The organism is Salipiger sp. CCB-MM3, assembly GCF_001687105.1.
GTDB lineage: Bacteria > Pseudomonadota > Alphaproteobacteria > Rhodobacterales > Rhodobacteraceae > Salipiger.
Genome location: NZ_CP014595.1, coordinates 2,435,009 through 2,450,132, shown reverse-complemented (window position 1 = coordinate 2,450,132; position 15,124 = coordinate 2,435,009). Strand labels below are relative to the sequence as shown.

Here is a 15,124-nt window from a genome sequence, read left to right as displayed (position 1 = left end):
CCTCACCAGCCGCGCCGCAACCGCCGGATCAGGACCAACAGCACCAAAAGCGCCAGCAGCGCCGCCACCAGCGCCACCCCAAGCGCCAGATCGTAGCCGCCGACACGCCACAGCAGCGCCCCCGCCTGCGGTGCCACCGAGGCGACGATCAGGAACGGCACCGCCATGAACCCCGCGATCATGCCGAAGGCGCGGCGGCCCAGCACTTCGGCCATGACCACCGGCTTGAGAATGCTGACAAGGCCAAAGCTGGCGCCAAAAAGCAGCGCGAAGGCAAACCCCGCCAAGGGCGCCGCGGGCACGATGAACAGCAGCACCGCGATGGCACAGAGGATGCCGCCAAAGGAGGTCGCCGCCACCTTCAGCCCCGACGCCCGGTGGCCCGCCAGCATCATCGCCAAGCGCCCGGCAACCTGCATCGGCCCGAACATCGACGCCGCGAGAACCGCCTGACCAAGGCTCAGCCCGCGGTCTGTGAGGATCGGCATGATATGGGTCAGCACCAGCGCATAGGCGAGCCCGATCAGCGAGAAGGCGACAAGGATCAGCCAGAATTCCGGGCGCGCACGGGCCGCGACAAAGGCCGCGCGGTCTTCGGCCCGGCGCTCGGGCGTGTGGCTGTCCTCGGGGCAGCATTCCAGCATCGTCGCACCCGCGAACATCGCGGGCAGCCCGATCAGAACCACCGCCCCGGCAAAGCACAGCACCGCGCCGCGCCAGCCCAAGGCTTCGGCCAGAAAGGCGCCCGAGGGATAGGCCAGCGTCGAGGCAAAGCCCGCCACCAGCGTGATGCGGGTGATGTTGGCCCGCGCGCGGTCATGGGTGGTGCGAGTGACGAAGGAAAAACACGGCTCGTAAAGGCAGCAGCCCTCGGCGATGCCAAGGCCGAGCCATGCCAGCAGGAACATCCAATAGCTTTGCGCCGAGGCCAGCAGCAGCAGCGACAGCGCCCCCAGCGCCATGCCAACGCTCAGCAGCCAGCGCCCCCGGCCCCGGTCCACCATCCGCCCGGCGAAGGGCGAGACGGCGGCACCGGTCAGCGTCGCGCACATGAAGGCGAGCGTGAGCCAGCCCTTGCCGACCTCGGTACCCCACGGCTGCACGCTCTCCCAACTGAGCAGCAGAGCGGCGAAGATGTAATAGAGCGCGCCATACCCCACGGTGGCGCCGACCCCCAGAAGCCAGATCGCCAGCCGTTCCGCCCGCTCCGGCTGTCGCTGCGCGAAACCGTGGGGGTCGAGCCCCACGGCCCGCCACGCCCGGTCAATGCCGCCGCCGACACGGGCCAATCCGCCCGCGAGACGTCCACCCGCGAAAGCCCCTCCCTGCGGATGTGTCATAGGCTAGAGCGCCCGGCGCGACGGGTCATTCCGAGGCGGCCTTGGACTGGTTCACCCGCGCCGACAGCTCGGCATGGCTCTCCACCCGTTCCGAATAGCGGTCGACGAGATGCTCCTTGATGTCGCGGGTCAGCAGGGTGAACTTCACCAGCTCCTCCATCACGTCGACGATGCGGTTGTAATAGGGCGCAGGTTTCATCCGCCCCGCCTCATCGAACTCGTCCCATGCCTTGGCGACCGAGGATTGGTTGGGGATGGTCAGCAGCCGCATCCAGCGCCCGAGGATGCGCAACTGGTTGACGGTGTTGAACGATTGCGAGCCGCCGCAGACCTGCATCACCGCCAGCGTCTTGCCCTGCGTCGGGCGCACCGAGCCGAGCGAGAGCGGAATCCAGTCGATCTGCGCCTTCATGATCGAGGTCATCGAGCCGTGCCGCTCGGGCGAGGACCAGACCATGCCCTCGCACCAGGTGACCAGATCGCGCAGCTCGGCCACCTTGGGGTGATCGGGCCCGGTAGTGTCGGTCTGCGGCAGATCGCGTGGATCGAAGATGCGCACCTCGGCGCCGAACGCCTCCAGCAGCCGCCCCGCCTCTTCCGCCGCGAAGCGTGAGAAGCTGCGCTCGCGCAGCGAGCCGTAGAGGATGAGGATGCGCGGCTTATGCGTGCTGCGCGTGGCGGGGAACAGCGCCGCCGGGTCGACCGGGCGGAAGCACTCTTGGGAAATATTGGGCATGTCGGCCATGTCTGAATCCTTGGTCATCGTCATTGCGCGCTCGGGAAACGCGCGCGGGTGCGGTTGGCGAATGCCACCAGCGAAAGCATCACCGGCACTTCGACCAGCACGCCGACCACGGTGGCAAGCGCCGCGCCGGAGTTGAGGCCGAAGAGGCTGATCGCCACGGCCACCGCGAGTTCGAAGAAGTTCGAGGTGCCGATCATCGCGCAGGGCGCGGCGATGCGGTGCGGCACCTTCAACGCATAGGCCGCGCCATAGGCCAGTGCGAAGATGCCGTAGCTCTGGATCAGGATCGGTACGGCGATGAGCGCGATCACCAGCGGCTTGGCGAGGATCACCTCGCCCTGCAGGCCAAAGAGGATCGCGACCGTGGCGATCAGGCCGATCATCGACAGCGGTTTGATCTTCGCGCTGAACGCGTCGATCGCCTCCTGCGAGCCCAGCAGTTTCCGCGTCGCGAGCCCGGCCAGCAAGGGCAGCACCACATAGAGCACCGTGGCCAGCACCAGCGTGCTCCACGGCACGGCGATCTCGGTCACACCGAGCAGGAAGGCGACGATGGGCGCAAAGGCCACCACCATGATCAGATCGTTCACCGAGACCTGCACCAGCGTGTAGGTGGCATCGCCGCGCGTCAGCTGCGACCAGACAAAGACCATTGCCGTGCAAGGGGCCGCCCCCAGCAGGATAAGCCCGGCGATATATTGCGCGGCGTCCTCGGGGGCGATCCACGGCGCGAAGACATGCTCGAAGAACAGCACCGCCAGCAGCGCCATGGTGAAAGGCTTGATCAGCCAGTTCACCACCAGCGTCACCAGCAGCCCCTTCGGCTGGCGCGCCACCCCCGCGACGGCGCCGAAGTCCACGCCCACCATCATCGGATAGACCATCGCCCAGATCAGCACCGCGACGACGAGGTTGATCGAGGCGACCTCGGCGGCGGCGATGGCCTGCACCAGGCCCGGCGCGAGCAGCCCGATGACGATGCCCGCCACCATAGCCAGCGCCACCCAAAGGGTCAGCAGGCGTTCGAAACGGCCCATCGGTTCATGGGCGGGGGCTGCGGTGTCGGTCATGTCTCGTTGGTCTCCAGCCAAGGTGCCAATCGTCATTTCGGGAAAATCCGAATTGACTCTTGGGGTACGGAGCCGTCTGCCGCTTGTCAAGCTTCGTCATTTCGGGCATTGACGAAATATGAAACAAGACTCCGCCATCGACGCATTTGCCGCACTTGCCCATGAAACCCGCCTCGCGGTGTTCCGGCTGCTGGTTCGCGAAGGGCCAGAGGGCGTGCCCGCGCTGGAGATCGCGCGGCGGCTGGAGGCCAAGCCCTCGACCCTCTCAGGGCATCTCTCGATCCTGAAACGGGCGGGGCTGGTCACCGCCACGCGGCGGCAGAAGGAAATCCTCTACGCGCCGAACTTTGGTGCGGTGGATGCGCTGGTGCAGTTCCTGCTCGAAGACTGCTGTGGCGGCGACACCAAGGCCTGCGCCCTGCCCGTCGCACCGGCGCAAGGCTGCGCAGACTGACCCCACCCGGCGCCCGATACGATCATGGCGCCAGTACCGGGAAAACAACCCGCCCGCCAAGACCAAAGGGCCACGGCGAGCGGCACAAGGGCTTACTCGACTTTCGGCGCCATGATCGTATTGGGCGCAGTGCCGTCATTCAGCCACGCCTCAAGCGGCGACATCGGGTCGAGCGAGGACCAGTTCAGCCCGTCCGGTCCCGGCAGAATGCCGCAATGGTCGAGCCCCGGCACCATGAAGAGCTTCACGCTCTCGGCCAGCGTCGCCTCGCCGCCCGCCGCTTTGGAAGCCGCCTCATACCATTCGACAGTCTTGTAAGGCGTCACGATGGCGTCGGCCCAGCCGTGATACACAATCATCTTGCCGCCTGCCTCGCGGAAGGCCGACAGATCGGGGCTGTCGCCATTGTAGACGGCCGCGGCGTCGGTCATGCGCAGCGGGTCCGCCTCGAAATCGAACTCGAGCGGCGAATACTCCGTGCCAGGATCGTCGGCAAAGGCCATATGCCGGGTGAAACCGCCCGCAAAGCCAGAGACCAGCTTGCCCGCCCCCTCTGCGTTGCCGGTGAGCCAGAGCCACCAGAACGGCTCGGAGCCTTCGGGAATGCCGCCGGGATAAAGCTGCTCACCCGCCGCATCGCGCGGCCCCTGCCGCCATTTCGCCAGCGTCTCAAGCTGCGGCTCGGTAAGGCCAAGGCCGGAATAATCCACCTCGCAGGCCCGCGGATCGGCGATCAGCCCATCCTCGGCACCATCGGTCTCGTCGCATTGCTGCAGCACCGCCTCGCCGATCTTCGCGGCCTCGTCGGGCCCGAGGATCTGGCTGCCGCCCGCCGCGGTATTGGCTTGCAGCACCCATGACATCGCCGTGCCCACCAGCCCAGTGTAATCCATCGCCGGAGCGCCCGAGATGATGCCGTCGAACATCTCGGGATAGCGCTGCGCCGCCACATGCGCCATGCGACCGCCGGTGGAACACCCTTGGAAGATGGCCTGCGTCGAAGGGGCGCCATAGAAGGCATCGATCATCACCTGCGCCACGCGGTTGGTCTCGCCGATCGAGCGCCAGCCCCAGTCGCGTTCGGCATTCGGGTTGTCCTGCGCCCATGTCGCCTCGGTGACCGACAGCGCGAAATGGCCGCTGTCGGAGGTGGCGGTGGCATAGCCGCGCTCGAGCCCCGGACGCATGGCGTTGACCCAGGACTCGCCGCCATCGGCGCGGCCCAGGATGCCGCAGAACCCGCCGCAGCCGGCCTGATAGAACTTGCCGTTCCAGCCCGAGAGCGGCAGCCGCACCTCGATCGAGATCGCGGGCAGCGCGGTGGCGCGCACCTCGCAGTATTGCGGCAGCCCCTCCGGGCTTTGCACCCGCGCCGAGGTGACATACCCGCCCGGAAATACCGTGTCGCGCAGGGCGCTGCACTCCTCGGCGGTCTGATCGGCGTAGCAATAGGACGCACTGGCCAGCAGCGCCAGCGTCGCGGCTCTGAGTTTCATAGAGTTCCTCCCTCGTTCTCCCATGAGTAGAATTACCCGCGAATCCAATCGTCTCAAGAGTTTCTTGGGGGTCCTGCGCGTGGCTGCCGCAGGGTTACGGGGCTGCCCGCCCTGTCTGCCGGGCAGCGACGCGGAATTTGCCTGCGCCGCGCGCGACCTATCTTGGAGGGAGGGAGAAAGGGCCCCGCCCCGCCAAAGGCATAAGCCGCACGCCCAGTGCGCCTTGGAGAAGGGGCCGCCACCGCAGCGTCATGTTGAACCGCGCGGCGTTTTGGCGGAACCTGCTTTTGCAGGCGGAACGGGTGAGCCGCGGAACGGACGGAAGATGCTGAACAAGATACTCAGGCGCTCGACAGGCCAGACCAAAGACCAGAGCAAAGACCGCGTGCTTCCCGTGGTCTGGCTGCTGGGCAAGACCGCCGCCGGGAAATCCTCGCTGGTGCGCGCCCTGACCGAGCAATCGGACGCCGAGATCGGCAATGGCTTCCAGCCCTGTACGCGCTCTGCGCACAGCTATGACTTCCCGCCCGAAGAGCCTCTGGTGCGGTTTCTGGACACCCGCGGTCTTGGCGAGGCGGGCTATGATCCCGCCGACGATCTGGCGGCCTGCCGCAATCGCAGCCACGTGCTGCTGGTGCTGTGCCGGCTCGATGATCCGGTGCAGGGCGTGGTGGCCGATGCTCTGGGCGACATCGCTGCGCACGACAAAGACATGCGCGCCATCCTCGTGCTGACCGGCAAGGACCTTATCCCCGACCCAGAGGCGTGCGAGCGCGCCGAGCGCACCATCGCCGCACAGATGACCCGCGCCGCCCGGCGCGAGTTGCCACGTGTGAGCTTGTCGCTGGCCCCCAATGAGACCACCGACACCGTCGGGCTCGACGCGCTGCGGCATCATCTGCTCGACGCGCTGCCCGCCGCCGGACTGCTGCTGGAAAAGACCCGCGCCAGCGATGCTGAGCAGTTGGAGTTCCAGAAGCACAAGCGCTGCGTGCTCTCCTACGCGGGCGTCGCGCTGACCAGCGACATCGCGCCGGTTGTGGGCATGGTGGCGGTGCCGGTCACGCAGATGAAGATGCTGCACGAGCTGGGCCTGCGCTATGGGGTGAAATGGGACCGCAAGATTGGTGCCGCCTTCCTCAGCACCATGGGACTGAGCGTTGGCGCGCGCTATGCCGCCAATTTCGGACTGCGCGAACTCGCGAAACTGATCCCGGTCTACGGCCAGACCGTCGGTGCCGCCACCGCCGGGGCGATCAGCTTTGCCACCACCTACGCGCTAGGCCGGGCGGCGGCCTATTTTCTCTACCGCACCGCGCAGGACAGCCCGCCGAGCGAGGAAGAACTGCGCAAGGTCTACCAGCGCGCGTTCAAGAGGTCTTCGGATGAAGCTGACTGAGCGCCTGCGCCCTGTCCTGCTGCGCTGGGACCGGTTCCTCGCCGTCGCGGCGCTGGCCCTGCCCTTCGTCGCCGCGATGATCGCGGGCTTTGCGTGGATGATCGAGCACGGCTGGCTGATCGAGTTTATCGTCGCCTCGATCTCTCTGGGCGGGCTGGTGGCCGCGATCCGACTGATCCGCATCTGGCTGCGCTCCAAGGGCGCCGAGGACACGCCCCGCCCCGATCAACTGCATGCAAGGATCGACCCGTCATGGAGCGAGCGCGAGATCACCGCCTTCAAAGCCGCGCAGGGCTTTATCGCCGAAAAGACCTCTGCCGCCCTGCCATGGGCCGATCTGCAGCCGATCGCGCAGGAGGTGGTCGAGCGCGTCGCCGCCGCCTCGGGCAAGGGCGAGCGCGGCGTGCTCGATTTCACCGTCCCCGAGGCGCTTTTGCTGATCGACCGGGTGGCGGTACGGTTGCGGTCCGACATCCGCGACAAGGTGCCCTTCTCCGACAGCATCTCGGTCGGCACGCTGCTTTGGCTGTGGGACCGGCGCGATGTGGCGCTGAAGGTGAAGAAACACGGCTGGAACGCGTGGCGGGTGATCCGCGCGGTCAAATCCCTGCCCACCGCCATCCTGCGCGAGATCGAGGGGGTCATCGCAGAGGGGCATTCGTCCTTTGTCACCAGCGAGGGCACCGCGATCCTGCAGGCTTTGCTGCTCGAAGAAGTCGCGGCGGCGGCGGTGGAACTCTACTCCGGGCGGCTCAAGTTCTCGGATTCCGAACTGCTCGATCTGGGGCTTGCCTCCAGCGAGCTTGACCGCGCCCGCCTCGCCGCCAGCGACATGCCGCTGCGCGTCGCCGTCGCCGGTCAGATCAGCGCGGGCAAGTCGAGCCTGATCAACGCGCTCATGGGCAGCGATCTGGCCGAGGTCGATGTGATCCCCACCACCGACGAGGCCCGCACCTACCCCACCGAATTCGACGGGGTCGAGACCATGCTGCTCGACATGCCCGGCCTCGACGGGTCCGCCAAGCTGGCCAGCAAGGTCGCCGCGGAACTGGCACGCGCCGATCTGATCATCTGGACCGTGCGCGCCAACCGCCCCGCGCGCGAGATCGACCGCGCCACCATCGCCGAGTTGCGCGCGCTTGTCTCCGGCGATCCGCGGCGGCGCATGCCCCCGGTGGTCGTGGCGATCTCCTGCGTCGATGAACTGCTCAGCGTCTGGCCCGTGCCCGAGGGGCATCTGGACGATCAGGCGATGGAGCGCGTGACAGAGGTGGTTATGGCGGTGCAATCCGACATCGCCGACGCCCGCGTCACCGCCAACACCATCCCCGTGGTGCTCACTGAACCCGACTGGAACGTCGACCGGCTGCGCGCCCGCATCGAAAGCCTGCTCGGCCCGGCGCTCGACACCCAGCGCAACCGCCTGCGCATCGAGGGCAAGACCAGCGGCGTCCTCCAGGAAACCTCCCGTGCGGGCCGCGGTCTGCGCGGCGCGCTGACCGCCTTCGGGCGCAAATACACCCATGCAGACGACGCGGCGGAGGACGACCCGCAGCCCTGAAATCTCGTTCCGAGGCCATGACTTGTGTCCTGTCGCCAGAGCGGCGGACGCTTGGTCATGCGCCGATCTCCCCTACCCATGCCCGCATCCCCGTGCGAGGTAGAGACGCCGCCGCCCAAGGTGGACCGGCACGGCAGCCACGCGCAGAAGAAGGACAGCACCATGGCAGTTAAAACGGCGATCATCGGCCTCGGGATCATGGGGCGGCGCATGCTCGAGCATATGCAGCTGCACGAGGGCTATACCGTCAGCGCCATGTGGGATCCCTCCGCCGAGGCCAGTAACGCGGCGCGGCAGATGGCCCCCGATGTCACCGTTGCAGCGACCGCCGAAGAGGCCATGGCGGGCGCCGATCTGGTCTATCTCGCATGCCCGCCGGTGCCGCGCATGGCCTACGCGCTGGCCGCCGCCGATGCGGGACAGGCGGTGTTTCTTGAAAAGCCGCTGGGTGTCGATGTGGCCACCAGCGAGGTTCTCGTCGCCAAGCTCGAGGCCAGCGGGGTGCCCGCCGCGGTGAACTTCACGCAGGCCGCAGGCGAGGCTCTGGCCAATATCTCTGCCGCCGCGCAGGCGGGCAAGATCGGCGATCTGGTGGGCGTCGACATGGTGGTCACCTATGCCGCTTGGCCGCGCGCGTGGCAGACGGCGGCGGACTGGCTGCGGTTCCGCGACGAGGGCGGCATGACCCGCGAGGTGCTGTCGCATTTCCTGTTCTTCAGCCAGCGCATCCTCGGCCCGCTGTCGGTGGTCTGGGCGCGGCCCTCCTACCCCGCCGATCCCGCGCTCTGCGAGACCGCGCTGCTTGCGCGTCTGGAAAACGCCGCCGGGCTACCCGTCTCGATCCTCGCCAGCGTCGGCGGCGCGCAGGAGGACCGGCAGGAATTCACCGTGAAGGGCAGCGCGGCCAGCCATCGCGTCTCGAACTTCTCGGATGAAGCCGTCTCCACCGGCGCGGGCTTCACCCCGGTCGCGCCTGCCCCAGCCGATCCGCGCGCCGTGGCGCTGCGGGCGCAGCTTGACGATCTGCTGCTCTGCGTCGCGGGCAAGCCGCACCGGCTCGCCACCCCGCGCGAAGCGCTGCAGGTGCAGCGGCTGGTCGAAGAGATGCTGCGCGGCAAGGCCTGACCCCGCCCTGCGCGCCGCCATCCCCCCGGCGGCGCGGCCCTACTCAGGACCTGCCCGGTAGATGGGAGGCGACAACCTCGCTGAAGGGTGTCTTGACGAACTCCGGCACCGCCGCGTCAAACGCCGCGCCATCCAGCCAATGGGGATGTGCGAAGAGATAGCGCATCTCATATAGCTCCCGCGCAAGCTCCCAGACTGGGGAGGCCATGCGCAGCGTCCACCATGGAAAGCGGGTGATGCGCAGGTCCCGGCCAGTCTGCCGGGTGATCTCGGAGGCCATCTCGGTCAGGCTGAAGCTGTGCCCCGGAAACGGGATGTCGGCAAAACGCGGCAGGTCGTCCTTGCGTGACAGCGCCACCGCGGCGCGGGCGACATCGGGAAGATAAGCGTAGGCGCGCCGCACGTCGGGCGGCCCGAGGGCTGTGATCTTTCCCTGCCCGAGATGTTTCAGCATCACCCGCCCCATCATCAGCCCCGGCTTTGCGCCGTCGATGAAATCCCCCGCCCGCAGAATGGTCACCGGAAGCCCGGAGGCCCGCCACGCCGCTTCCATTTCGGAGCGTATCCGCCCCTTGCGGCTGCAGGGGTGGTGCGGGGTCTCGGCGGACCAAGGCGCGGGTTCTTGGCCAAAGACGTAGACGTTTCCGGGAATGAGCACCCGCGCGCCGCTGGCCCGTGCCGCCGTCATGGTAAGCTCGGTGATCGCGGGGATTTGCCGCGCCCAGTCGTGGTAGTCCGGCGGGTTCATGGCATTGACGATCAGATCTGCGCCCTGCGCCGCGCGGGCCGGGTCGTCGCCACGGCGGTAGCGCCGCACGTCCCAACCGTCTTCGGCAAAGGCGCAGGCGAAAGCGCTGCCGGAATGGCCCGACGCACCAAGGATGAGAACGCTACGTGACATGATGCCTCCTGTGCTTGCGGGGCCATCCTCCCACGGAAGTTATCGCATGGGGATTGCGAAAAATTGCAAGCTGCCCATTCATGAATGAATGGATGTTCGGCAACTCGACTGGTCCCTTCTGCAAAGCTTCGTCCGCGTCGCCAGCTCCGGTTCGCTGTCGGCGGCCGCGCGAAGCAGCGGCATCAGCCAGCCCACGTTGGGTCGGCACATGCGCGCGTTGGAAGAGGCTCTGGAGCAGCCCCTCTTCACCCGCCGCCCCGAGGGGCAAACCCTCACACCGATGGGCCACCAGTTGCTGGCGCACGCACAGCAGATGGAGGATGCCGCAGCCCGCATCTCGCTGACCGCCGCCGGGGCGAGCGCGCGGCTCGAAGGCACCGTGCGCCTCACCGCCGCGCGAGTGGTGGCGCATTGGCATCTGCCGCAACTTCTTGCACGGCTGCGCAGAGAAGAGCCGGGCATCCGCATCGACCTCGTCGCCTCTGACCTGCCCGAAAACCTGTTGCACCGCGAGGCCGACATCGCGCTGCGCATGTTCCGACCGGAGCGCGGCGATCTCTCGGCGCAGAAGGTGGCGGATCTGCCCTTGGGGCTCTACGCGGCGCGCAGCTACCTCGACCGCGCCGGGCGTCCCGAGACTCTGGAGGCGCTGAAGGCGATGGATTTCGTGGGCTACGGACGGTCTGACATCATGCAAAGACTGATGGCCGAGAACGGCTGGACTGCCAGCCGCGAGACCTTTCCGCTGCGCTGCGAGGATCAGCTGGTCAATTGGGCGCTGGTCTGTGCAGGCTGCGGCGTGGGCGGCTTTCAACGCGTGATCGCGGATGCTGATCCAAGAGTCGAACGGATCGCCGAGTTCCTCCGCCTGCCCGCGCTGCCGGTCTGGCTGGTGGTGCCCGAAGCGCTGCGGCAGGTGCCGCGCATCGCCCGCGTGCGTCAGGCTCTGGCCGAGGAAATGGCCCGGATCGGCGCCGCCGCCCGTCCCTAACCTGTCCCAGCCCTAACCCGCACCAGAGGCGCGGCGGCGCCCCGCGCGGACAAGACGCGGGCGCAGGACCGCTGCGAGCGTGGCCAACAGGACCAACCCGCACAGCAGCGCCTTCGACAGCGGCTCCATCGTTCCCTCGATCAGCAGCGCATGGATCACACTGCAACCGACGACCACTGCGCCAAGACCCCGATGGAAGAGGCGCCAGCGCCGCCCACGCCGACGCCGCAGCGCGAGAAGCCCCGACAGGATCACCCCCCACATGGCGATCACGCCCCACGCCGAGAACGGCGTTGGCGAGACGAAGAGCAGCGCGTCGATCACATCCGGCGGGCTGGTCAGCCACAGCCCGGCCACATGCAGGACCACGAAGATCACCAGAGCGGCGCCGATCCAGCGATGCACACGCCGCCCGCGTCCACCCTGCAGTCCGGGCAGCGCCCCGATGGCCAGCAGCGGCTGGAGCAGCAGCAGCCCCAAGGCGATGATCCCGGCAAAACCGCTGGCGATATAGACCGGCTGGCGCCACGCCAGCAGCGGGCTCACCGCCGCAGCGGCCACAGGGATGCCGATCGCCAGCGCAAGCGACGACCAGATCAAAACCCTGCCTGCGCGTCGACGTCTTGCAAGATGCACGCGCTCAGACCGGCTGAAGAACGAAGTGCGCCTCGAGACTGCTGTCGCGGGAGCTTCCCATCACCGGGCGCAGAAAGACCGTCTCAAAGGCAGCGCTATCATAGGCGAGATGGCCATGCGGCTGCCCGAAGGCCGGGACGATCTGCGGCATCTCGAGCCGGAAGACGCCGTTGTCATCGGTCAGCGTTGCGCCGTGGCTCTGCGGGTCGCGCTCGTGCCCTTCGGTGGTATGTGCCCAGATCTGGATCCTCTGTCCGGCGAGCGGCGCCCCATCTCCGGAACGGCGCACCGTTCCCGACATCCAGAATCCACCGCCGCCGATCCGCGCAACCAGCGGCGCGCCGGGTCGGTAGTTGTTGGACCCGCCGCGCATCGAGCGCGTCGGCGCAAGACTCTGCGCGCGCGCCGGAACGCGCAGCCCCGAAGCTCCGGTGGCAAGCAAGGCAACTCCGGCGGCAAGCAGGCTGCGGCGGTGGAACAGAACATTGGTCATGAGAGGCCCTCCTGACAGGCGTGCTGTGGGTCTTGCTGAGGGTCTGCGGCGCAGCGCGCCGCAGACCCTCAGACTACCCCGGAAACCGCCTGTCCCAAAGCCATCCGGGTGGGTTCAGCCCTCAAACCGACCACGATCGCGTGAGGGCACGGCCTTGTGGCGGCCCTGCCCCGCGTCAGTCCTTTTGAGTCTTGGGGCGCAGCGACCACATGCTGCGCAGATCGAATTCGGTGCCGAGGTGCTGGAGCACCCCCATCCCGCCATGACCGACAAGATAGACCCACACCACGGAGCCGAGGGCCTCATGCACTTCCATCGTCAGTCCGGCCTCGCGCGGGCTGCTCGCGCCCGAGAGCAGGTAGAGCGTACCGGTGCCCGCCATGAGGGTCACGAGGCAGAGCCCGAGCCCATGGACCGCAGAGGCCAATGGCGCATCGGCCTGATGCGCAGGCATCCGCAGATGGCGCAGCGCGGTGATGTGGCGCAGAATGTCGGCCTTGAGCGCGCGCAGCCGCAATGCAGATAGCCACGGGAACAACGCACCCAGCTGCGTGCCGTGGCGCCGCGACAGCGACCACAGCCAGAACGCCAGCACCAGCGCCATGGAAGCGATGCCGATGCTCTCGTGCACCTCGAAGAGCAGGTTGCCGGGGCGGTCCGGGCGATCTGGGATCATCCCCAGCGACGAGGCCAGTTGCACAACGACGGCAAGCGCGAGAAGCCCGTGCAGCAGACGGGTCAGACGGGTGTGGCGGGTGGTTTCGGGCATGGCGGGACTCTCTGTGTGAGGTTGAGCACTTGAGAGCATGGGTGGCGGGTGAAGCTTCGCGCCACCTGTTCGAAAGATTACGGTTTCCCAATCTTCGCGGCAGGCTGCCCATCCCCGGCGGGAAAGGAGACCGAGACGATCAGCCCCGGCCCGGCGTCGCCGAGATCGAGCAGCGCGCCATGCAGATCGGCAATCGCCTTGACCATCGCAAGACCAAGCCCCGAGCCCGGCGTGCTGCGGCTCGCCTCCAGCCGCACGAGCCGGCGCAGCACATCCTCGCGCCGATCGGCGGGGATGCCGGGCCCGGCATCCGCAACCCGGAGCGTGGACCCGTTCAGCGTCAAGCAGATCGGCCCGCCCGGCGCATGGCGCAGTGCGTTCTCGACGAGATTGGCGATGAGCCGCGACAGCAGATGCCGGTCGCCGGTGACCGGCAGCGGCGCCTCCACCCGGCAGAAAAGCGTTCCGCCATTCTCTTCGACAGCGGGTTCGTAGATCTCCGCCATGTCGCGCGCCAACTGCCCAAGGTCGACGGGGCCGAAACTGTCGCGCCCCTGCCCGCCTTCCAACTGCGCGATTTGCAGCAGCGACTGGAATGTGCCGATGATCTGCCGGGTTTCGGCCTGAACGGCCCCCAACTCGTCGCGCACCGCCTCGTCCAGATCGGCCTGCGCCAGCCGCTCGAGCCGCACCGCGACGCGTTGGATCGGGGTCTTGAGGTCATGCGCGATGTCCGAGCCGATCTGCCGCAGCGCCTCGGTCGCCGCCTCCTGCGCGGCGGCCATGCGATCGAGATCGCGCGAGATGTCGCCAAGGTCGGTGTCCGGATGCGGCGCGCCGACCCGCGCGCTCAGATGGCCCTCAGTGAGCGCCTGCAGCGTGCCGCGGATCGTCTCGACCCGCGCGCCCGTGCGCCGCACCGCGACCCACCCGATGGCGCTGGTCAGCAGCAGCGCCGGCAGAAAGCTGAAGCCAAGGATCGCGAGGAAGGTCTCGTTAAGCTCACCAAGGCTGCGCCGCCCGACAAGCACCGTCACCCTGCCCGCGCCAAGACCCGCGGATCGGGCGAGATAACCATGCTCGGAGGCCGGCGGAAAACCGATCTCATCGCCGTAGACCACACCATCGGCAAGGCCGGTCAGAGAGAGCGGGCCGATCTGCTGGCCGTCGATTCTGGCATGAAGCATCATCATACGCGGATCGGCGGACCCGGCGATCTCTGCCGCCCGCTCGGCGCGTTCTTCGGTCTCGGGAATGCTGCGAAGCTCGGCGATGATCTGATCCGCCCGCGCTGCGATATCAGCACTGAGCGTCTGGCGCATGACAAGATAGGCGGTGCCCAGACCGACGGCGAGGAACCCGGTAAAGACCACGATCAGCGCGGCGGTGAGACGCAGCGGCGTTGAGCGCGGGCGGATCATTCGGCGATCCGGTAGCCCGAGCCGCGCAGAGTTTCGATCAGCGCACAGTCGAAGGGTTTGTCGACCTTGCCGCGCAGGCGGCTCATGTGGCTTTCGACAACATTCGTCTGCGGATCGAAATGGATATCCCAGACCGACTCGAGCAGCATGGTGCGGGTCTGAACCCGCCCCTTGCGACGCAGAAGATGCTCGAGGAGCGCGAACTCGCGGGGCTGCAGTTCGATCTCCTGCCCAGCGCGGGTGACCCGCCGCGATAGCAGGTTCATCTCGAGATCGCGCGCCCGCAGCACCGTCGGTTCGTCCGAGGGTGGCGGCCTGCGGCTGAGCGCGTTGAGCCGGGCCGAAAGTTCGCCGAACGCGAAGGGCTTCACCAGATAGTCGTCAGCCCCGGCGTTGAGCCCGCCGATCCGATCCTCGACCCCGTCGAGCGAGGTCAGCAGCAGCACCGGCACCGGGTTGCGCGAAGCCCGCAGCGTGCGCAGTATCGACATCCCATCGACCCCGGGCACCATCCGGTCGAGCACCATCACGTCGTAGCTGCCTGCCATGGCCTGTACCAGCCCGTCGCGACCGTCGGGCACCAGATCCACCACATGCCCTTCGCTGCGCAGCCCGGTGGCCACATAATCACCGGTGGTCGGATCGTCCTCTATTACGAGGATATGCATGAATGTCGCGTCCTTCCTTTACACCTTGGCAGGCCGTCGCGGTTCGCATCCGTCA

At 67.6% G+C, this 15,124-nt stretch carries 15 protein-coding genes; 5 read left to right on the top strand and 10 right to left on the bottom strand.

Going from position 1 to position 15,124, the window contains the following annotated elements; translation table 11 throughout:
- Positions 1–2 precede the first annotated feature (2 nt).
- From AYJ57_RS11825 to arsB, 3 genes are read right to left on the bottom strand one after another with little or no spacing between them, the layout of a single operon-like run.
- Positions 3–1,340 carry an MFS transporter gene (locus tag AYJ57_RS11825; protein ID WP_083191233.1) on the bottom strand — a complete coding sequence of 446 codons (1,338 nt, stop codon included), beginning with the start codon at positions 1,338–1,340 and terminating at the stop codon, positions 3–5.
- A gap of 25 nt (positions 1,341–1,365) precedes the next feature.
- Positions 1,366–2,085, bottom strand: a complete 720-nt coding sequence (gene arsH, locus AYJ57_RS11820; RefSeq protein ID WP_066105378.1) for an arsenical resistance protein ArsH — start codon at positions 2,083–2,085, stop codon at positions 1,366–1,368.
- A 20-nt stretch (positions 2,086–2,105) separates the two neighbouring features.
- Positions 2,106–3,155 (bottom strand): ACR3 family arsenite efflux transporter, encoded by a 1,050-nt coding sequence (gene arsB / locus AYJ57_RS11815; RefSeq protein ID WP_066105376.1) that lies wholly within the window; start codon positions 3,153–3,155, stop codon positions 2,106–2,108.
- A gap of 118 nt (positions 3,156–3,273) precedes the next feature.
- Here arsB and AYJ57_RS11810 point away from each other — a divergent pair, with 118 nt between their 5' ends.
- Entirely contained in the window at positions 3,274–3,609 is a 336-nt protein-coding gene (locus AYJ57_RS11810; RefSeq protein ID WP_066105372.1) for an ArsR/SmtB family transcription factor, read from the top strand.
- A gap of 92 nt (positions 3,610–3,701) precedes the next feature.
- Here AYJ57_RS11810 and AYJ57_RS11805 read toward each other — a convergent pair whose 3' ends face one another.
- Positions 3,702–5,105: a tannase/feruloyl esterase family alpha/beta hydrolase gene (locus AYJ57_RS11805; protein ID WP_066105369.1), complete on the bottom strand. Its 1,404-nt coding sequence runs from the start codon at positions 5,103–5,105 to the stop codon at positions 3,702–3,704.
- 325 nt (positions 5,106–5,430) lie between these two features.
- Here AYJ57_RS11805 and AYJ57_RS11800 point away from each other — a divergent pair, with 325 nt between their 5' ends.
- The 3 genes from AYJ57_RS11800 to AYJ57_RS11790 all read left to right on the top strand — a co-directional run bounded on the left by AYJ57_RS11800 (position 5,431) and on the right by AYJ57_RS11790 (position 9,190).
- Entirely contained in the window at positions 5,431–6,504 is a 1,074-nt protein-coding gene (locus AYJ57_RS11800; RefSeq protein ID WP_066105367.1) for a YcjF family protein, read from the top strand.
- On the top strand, positions 6,491–8,065 hold the full coding sequence (locus AYJ57_RS26595) for a GTPase family protein (RefSeq protein WP_066105365.1): 1,575 nt from the start codon (positions 6,491–6,493) through the stop codon (positions 8,063–8,065). The genes AYJ57_RS11800 and AYJ57_RS26595 overlap by 14 nt, the downstream gene beginning before the upstream one ends.
- A gap of 162 nt (positions 8,066–8,227) precedes the next feature.
- Positions 8,228–9,190 carry a Gfo/Idh/MocA family protein gene (locus AYJ57_RS11790; protein ID WP_066105363.1) on the top strand — a complete coding sequence of 321 codons (963 nt, stop codon included), beginning with the start codon at positions 8,228–8,230 and terminating at the stop codon, positions 9,188–9,190.
- 43 nt (positions 9,191–9,233) lie between these two features.
- Here AYJ57_RS11790 and AYJ57_RS11785 read toward each other — a convergent pair whose 3' ends face one another.
- Entirely contained in the window at positions 9,234–10,091 is an 858-nt protein-coding gene (locus tag AYJ57_RS11785; RefSeq protein ID WP_066105361.1) for an NmrA family NAD(P)-binding protein, read from the bottom strand.
- 88 nt (positions 10,092–10,179) lie between these two features.
- On the opposite strand from AYJ57_RS11785, the gene AYJ57_RS11780 reads away from it, so the two are divergent.
- Positions 10,180–11,082, top strand: a complete 903-nt coding sequence (locus tag AYJ57_RS11780) for a LysR family transcriptional regulator (RefSeq protein WP_066105358.1) — start codon at positions 10,180–10,182, stop codon at positions 11,080–11,082.
- 12 nt (positions 11,083–11,094) lie between these two features.
- Here the strand turns inward: AYJ57_RS11780 and AYJ57_RS11775 are convergent, their stop codons facing one another.
- The 5 genes from AYJ57_RS11775 to AYJ57_RS11755 form a co-directional block, all read right to left on the bottom strand.
- Positions 11,095–11,682, bottom strand: a complete 588-nt coding sequence (locus tag AYJ57_RS11775) for a ferric reductase-like transmembrane domain-containing protein (protein ID WP_237220146.1) — start codon at positions 11,680–11,682, stop codon at positions 11,095–11,097.
- Between the two features lie 40 nt (positions 11,683–11,722).
- A complete protein-coding gene (locus AYJ57_RS11770) occupies positions 11,723–12,211 on the bottom strand; it encodes a twin-arginine translocation pathway signal (protein WP_066105352.1) in 489 nt (162 codons plus the stop codon).
- A 175-nt stretch (positions 12,212–12,386) separates the two neighbouring features.
- The gene (locus tag AYJ57_RS11765; protein ID WP_066105349.1) at positions 12,387–12,980 is read right to left on the bottom strand and encodes a cytochrome b/b6 domain-containing protein; all 594 of its coding nucleotides are present in this window, start codon (positions 12,978–12,980) and stop codon (positions 12,387–12,389) included.
- Positions 12,981–13,057: 77 nt separating this feature from the next.
- A complete protein-coding gene (locus tag AYJ57_RS11760) occupies positions 13,058–14,401 on the bottom strand; it encodes a sensor histidine kinase (RefSeq protein ID WP_066105346.1) in 1,344 nt (447 codons plus the stop codon).
- Positions 14,398–15,069, bottom strand: a complete 672-nt coding sequence (locus AYJ57_RS11755) for a winged helix-turn-helix domain-containing protein (RefSeq protein WP_066105344.1) — start codon at positions 15,067–15,069, stop codon at positions 14,398–14,400. The genes AYJ57_RS11760 and AYJ57_RS11755 overlap by 4 nt, the downstream gene beginning before the upstream one ends.
- Positions 15,070–15,124 lie beyond the last annotated feature (55 nt).

Bases quoted from the DNA above. Each gene is read 5' to 3' on its own strand.
- arsB (WP_066105376.1), bottom strand. From the start codon at position 3,155: ATGACCGACACCGCAGCCCCCGCCCATGAACCGATGGGCCGTTTCGAA.
- AYJ57_RS11825 (WP_083191233.1), bottom strand. From the start codon at position 1,340: ATGACACATCCGCAGGGAGGGGCTTTCGCGGGTGGACGTCTCGCGGGC.
- AYJ57_RS11760 (WP_066105346.1), bottom strand. From the start codon at position 14,401: ATGATCCGCCCGCGCTCAACGCCGCTGCGTCTCACCGCCGCGCTGATC.
- arsH (WP_066105378.1), bottom strand. From the start codon at position 2,085: ATGGCCGACATGCCCAATATTTCCCAAGAGTGCTTCCGCCCGGTCGAC.
- AYJ57_RS11780 (WP_066105358.1), top strand. From the start codon at position 10,180: ATGGATGTTCGGCAACTCGACTGGTCCCTTCTGCAAAGCTTCGTCCGC.
- AYJ57_RS11755 (WP_066105344.1), bottom strand. From the start codon at position 15,069: ATGCATATCCTCGTAATAGAGGACGATCCGACCACCGGTGATTATGTG.
- AYJ57_RS11765 (WP_066105349.1), bottom strand. From the start codon at position 12,980: ATGCCCGAAACCACCCGCCACACCCGTCTGACCCGTCTGCTGCACGGG.
- AYJ57_RS11800 (WP_066105367.1), top strand. From the start codon at position 5,431: ATGCTGAACAAGATACTCAGGCGCTCGACAGGCCAGACCAAAGACCAG.
- AYJ57_RS11805 (WP_066105369.1), bottom strand. From the start codon at position 5,105: ATGAAACTCAGAGCCGCGACGCTGGCGCTGCTGGCCAGTGCGTCCTAT.
- AYJ57_RS11790 (WP_066105363.1), top strand. From the start codon at position 8,228: ATGGCAGTTAAAACGGCGATCATCGGCCTCGGGATCATGGGGCGGCGC.
- AYJ57_RS11810 (WP_066105372.1), top strand. From the start codon at position 3,274: ATGAAACAAGACTCCGCCATCGACGCATTTGCCGCACTTGCCCATGAA.
- AYJ57_RS26595 (WP_066105365.1), top strand. From the start codon at position 6,491: ATGAAGCTGACTGAGCGCCTGCGCCCTGTCCTGCTGCGCTGGGACCGG.
- AYJ57_RS11785 (WP_066105361.1), bottom strand. From the start codon at position 10,091: ATGTCACGTAGCGTTCTCATCCTTGGTGCGTCGGGCCATTCCGGCAGC.
- AYJ57_RS11770 (WP_066105352.1), bottom strand. From the start codon at position 12,211: ATGACCAATGTTCTGTTCCACCGCCGCAGCCTGCTTGCCGCCGGAGTT.